Here is a 2,943-nt window from a genome sequence, read left to right on the forward strand (position 1 = left end):
CGCTCTTCCGATCTTGTACATGCGGATCTTCTCGTCGATGAGCGCCAGCATCTCGTCACTCTGGCGATCGACCTCATCGACCATGCTCTGCCACGGGGTGTTGGCGTACTCGGCCCGCAGGCGCGTCAGCAGCCGCTCGATGTCCTCCCGCGCCACGAAGTTGGGTTGCAGGTAGTCCTCGCGGCCCGTCAACAGGTAGCCGCGAACGGCTGATTCGGCGTCCACCAGCAATGCACGCAACTGGGTCGCGTCGCGGCGTATGTCGTTGCGATCGCGTACCGAGTTCACCGAGCGGTCGGCGCTCTGGAATGCATACTCGTTCACCGCCATCACGCCGGCCACCACCACCGAGGCGATCACCACGCCCAGCAGGCGCGCTCGACCGAAGCGACTGAGCAGCGGATCGATCATGAGGGCTGCGACAAGTCGATGCAGTAGCTGATCAGATCATCGAGTTCATGGCTCTTGTCGAACACACGATCTGCACCCAGGGCCTGGCAGCGCCGGCGCATGTCCGCCGTGGCGTAGTTGGTGAGCACGACACGCCGCCCCTTCACGCCCAGCCGCGACGCCGCCTGCAACACCCCCAGGCCGGAGCCGCTGCGCAGGAACACGTCGACGATGATGAGGTCGGCCCCATGGGCAGGATCGTTCTCGAGCCAGCGGACCGCCGTGCTCTCGTCTGCGGATGTGCCGACGACGTCGATTTCGGCCAGCTCCTGCAAGGTGCTCACCAGGTTCTCGAGGATCACGGGACTGTCTTCGACGATGAAGGCTGTGAGGCTCACGGCAGGAATGACGATTGAAGCGGGACGTTCCGTCTGCGCACGGATTCCACCGAGGTTCGCAGCTTCTCGACCGCGCGCGTGTAGGACAAGTCCGATTCTGCACAACGGCATCCGGGACAGGCGCGCCGGTCGGGCGCCGCACGCGTCATGGATGACTGCCGTCGTCGAGGCAGCATCGTCGGCGGACCGCGGCCCGGCAGCGGCGAGCGCCGGCACCGGCGCGGGCAAGAAGGCCTCGATGGGTTGTCTGCCTGCGCCGCGGTCCACCCGGACAACGCTCAGGACTTGGCCAACCAGTCCTTCAACTCGTCGGCATGCTCTTCTTCGTCCGCGAGGATGTCTTCGAGCAGGCGGCGCGTCGTGCTGTCCTTGTCGGCCACCAGGGCGATCATCTGCCGGTAGCTTTCCACGGCCACGCGCTCCGCCACCAGGTTGGCGCGCAACATGGCGTGCAGGTCCTGCGCGTCGTCGTACTCGGCATGACTTCGCTGGTGCAATGAGTCGGGGTTGAAGTCCGGCTCGCCACCGAGTTGCACGATGCGCGCAGCGAGTCGATCGGCATGGGCCAGCTCCTCGTTCGCATGCACCAGAAACTCGTCTGCGATCTTGGGCGAGGCCAGCCCCTCCGCGGTGAAGTGATGGCGGCGATAGCGCAGCACGCAGGTGAGTTCGGTGGCCAGCGCATCATTGAGCAGGCCGACGATGTCGTCGCGCCAGGGACCGTAGGCCGGCGTCACGGCGCCCTCGTGCAGCTCGTGGCGTGCGGCCTCGATGGCCTTGTCATCGAGCCGCAGCCCGGCAGTGGCGGTGGTGCGCTTGTCATCCATTCTTCGCCACCTCCAGCTGGTTCTTCACTGCCAGCACGCCCTCGACGGCCTGGGCCAGCACGGTGGCACGCTCGCGGGAGTCGCTGTCCGGAGCCTGACCCGTCAACGTGACGCGGCCGTCGGTGGTGTCCACGTTGATCTTCGACGCCTTCAGCCGATCGTCAGCCGCCAGCGCCAGGTTGATCTTCGAGGTGATCGCGGCATCGGTGATCGCCTGCTTGGCGCTGTCGGCGGCGTTCTCCACCGAGTTCTGCGCCTGCTTGCCGGCCTGCTGCGCCTCTGCCTTGATCTCCTGGCCGGCTTGCTTGACCTCGGTGATCGCGTTGTCGACCTTCTGGCCGGCGGTGCTGTCGCTCTCCTGCTTGCCGCAGGCAGCCAGTGCGGCGGCCATGGCGCCGACGAGGAACAGACTCCTGATGCGAAGTGTTTGCATGGTGATCTCCTTGAGAGTGAGGTTGATCAGGTAACGGTGATGAGACTGTCGTCCACGCTGCCCGGCCGCGATATCGGCGGACAGGCCCATCGCGTGTCGGACATCGCCGACAGCACCGAGCGGCGGCCGGCGACAACGTCGAAGTCTTCGTCGGTGAGCTGACCCCATCGCTCGATGGCCTTGCCCTTCCATTGCTTCCGGTTGCGTTCGACTCGCACCCAGTTCATGGCCCGTTCCTTCCGATGAGCAGGTGGAGCCCGCGGGGTCGGGCATTGCCGCCTCGCGGCAATCCGTTCACTGTGCGCCGGCGGGCGCGTCGGTGCCGAGGACTTCTGTCTGTAGGACTGCGCTGATCGAAGTTGTCCGCTCTCGCTGCTACGCTTGCAGCCTCCCATCGAGAAGTGCAGCCATGATCCGCATTGCCATCGTCGACGACCACGCCATCGTGCGCTCCGGCCTGCGTCAGTTTCTGGGCGAGAGCGTGGATTTCCGCGTCACCGGCGAGGCTTCCAACGGCCGCGAGGCGCTCGATCTGGTCCGCGAGGGAGACGTCGACGTGCTGCTGATGGACATCTCCATGCCCGACCAGAGCGGCGTGGACACGCTGGCCGCCGTGAAGGCGCGCTTTCCCGACCTGCCGGTGCTCATCCTCAGCGGCTTTCCGGCCGAGCATTACGCGGCCCACCTGCTCCGGCAGGGCGCCAGCGGCTACCTGAACAAGGAGTGCGATCCGGAAGAGATCGCCACGGCCATCCGCACCGTGGTGCGCGGCCGCAAGTACATCAGCCCCGAAGTGGCCGAGTTGCTGGCCGAGAGCCTGTCGGGCCAGGGAGACCGGCCGCCGCACGAACAGCTCTCCGAGCGCGAGTTCCAGGTCTTTCTGCGCCTGGCCAAG

At 66.2% G+C, this 2,943-nt stretch carries 6 protein-coding genes; 1 reads left to right on the forward strand and 5 read right to left on the reverse strand.

What is annotated here, in order from left to right:
* The 5 genes from AB7U92_RS24980 to AB7U92_RS25000 form a co-directional block, all read right to left on the reverse strand.
* Positions 1-411: CHASE3 domain-containing protein (locus tag AB7U92_RS24980; protein ID WP_428583218.1), on the reverse strand; the 411-nt coding region annotated here is incomplete at its 3' end.
* Positions 408-1,016 carry a response regulator transcription factor gene (locus AB7U92_RS24985; RefSeq protein WP_428583220.1) on the reverse strand — a complete coding sequence of 203 codons (609 nt, stop codon included), beginning with the start codon at positions 1,014-1,016 and terminating at the stop codon, positions 408-410. The genes AB7U92_RS24980 and AB7U92_RS24985, both read right to left, overlap by 4 nt.
* A gap of 50 nt (positions 1,017-1,066) precedes the next feature.
* Positions 1,067-1,615, reverse strand: coding sequence for a ferritin-like domain-containing protein (locus tag AB7U92_RS24990; RefSeq protein WP_428583222.1), 549 nt, complete (start codon positions 1,613-1,615; stop codon positions 1,067-1,069).
* Positions 1,608-2,048: a BON domain-containing protein gene (locus AB7U92_RS24995; RefSeq protein ID WP_428583224.1), complete on the reverse strand. Its 441-nt coding sequence runs from the start codon at positions 2,046-2,048 to the stop codon at positions 1,608-1,610. Before AB7U92_RS24995 ends, AB7U92_RS24990 begins: the two co-directional genes overlap by 8 nt.
* Positions 2,049-2,074: 26 nt before the next feature.
* Positions 2,075-2,275 carry a CsbD family protein gene (locus AB7U92_RS25000; protein WP_428583226.1) on the reverse strand — a complete coding sequence of 67 codons (201 nt, stop codon included), beginning with the start codon at positions 2,273-2,275 and terminating at the stop codon, positions 2,075-2,077.
* A gap of 182 nt (positions 2,276-2,457) precedes the next feature.
* Between AB7U92_RS25000 and AB7U92_RS25005 the strand changes: the two genes are divergently transcribed.
* Positions 2,458-2,943 (forward strand): response regulator (locus tag AB7U92_RS25005; protein ID WP_428583228.1); only part of this gene is annotated, 486 nt, incomplete at its 3' end.

Source organism: Piscinibacter sp., assembly GCF_050175855.1.
In the GTDB taxonomy this organism is placed as follows: domain Bacteria; phylum Pseudomonadota; class Gammaproteobacteria; order Burkholderiales; family Burkholderiaceae_C; genus Piscinibacter.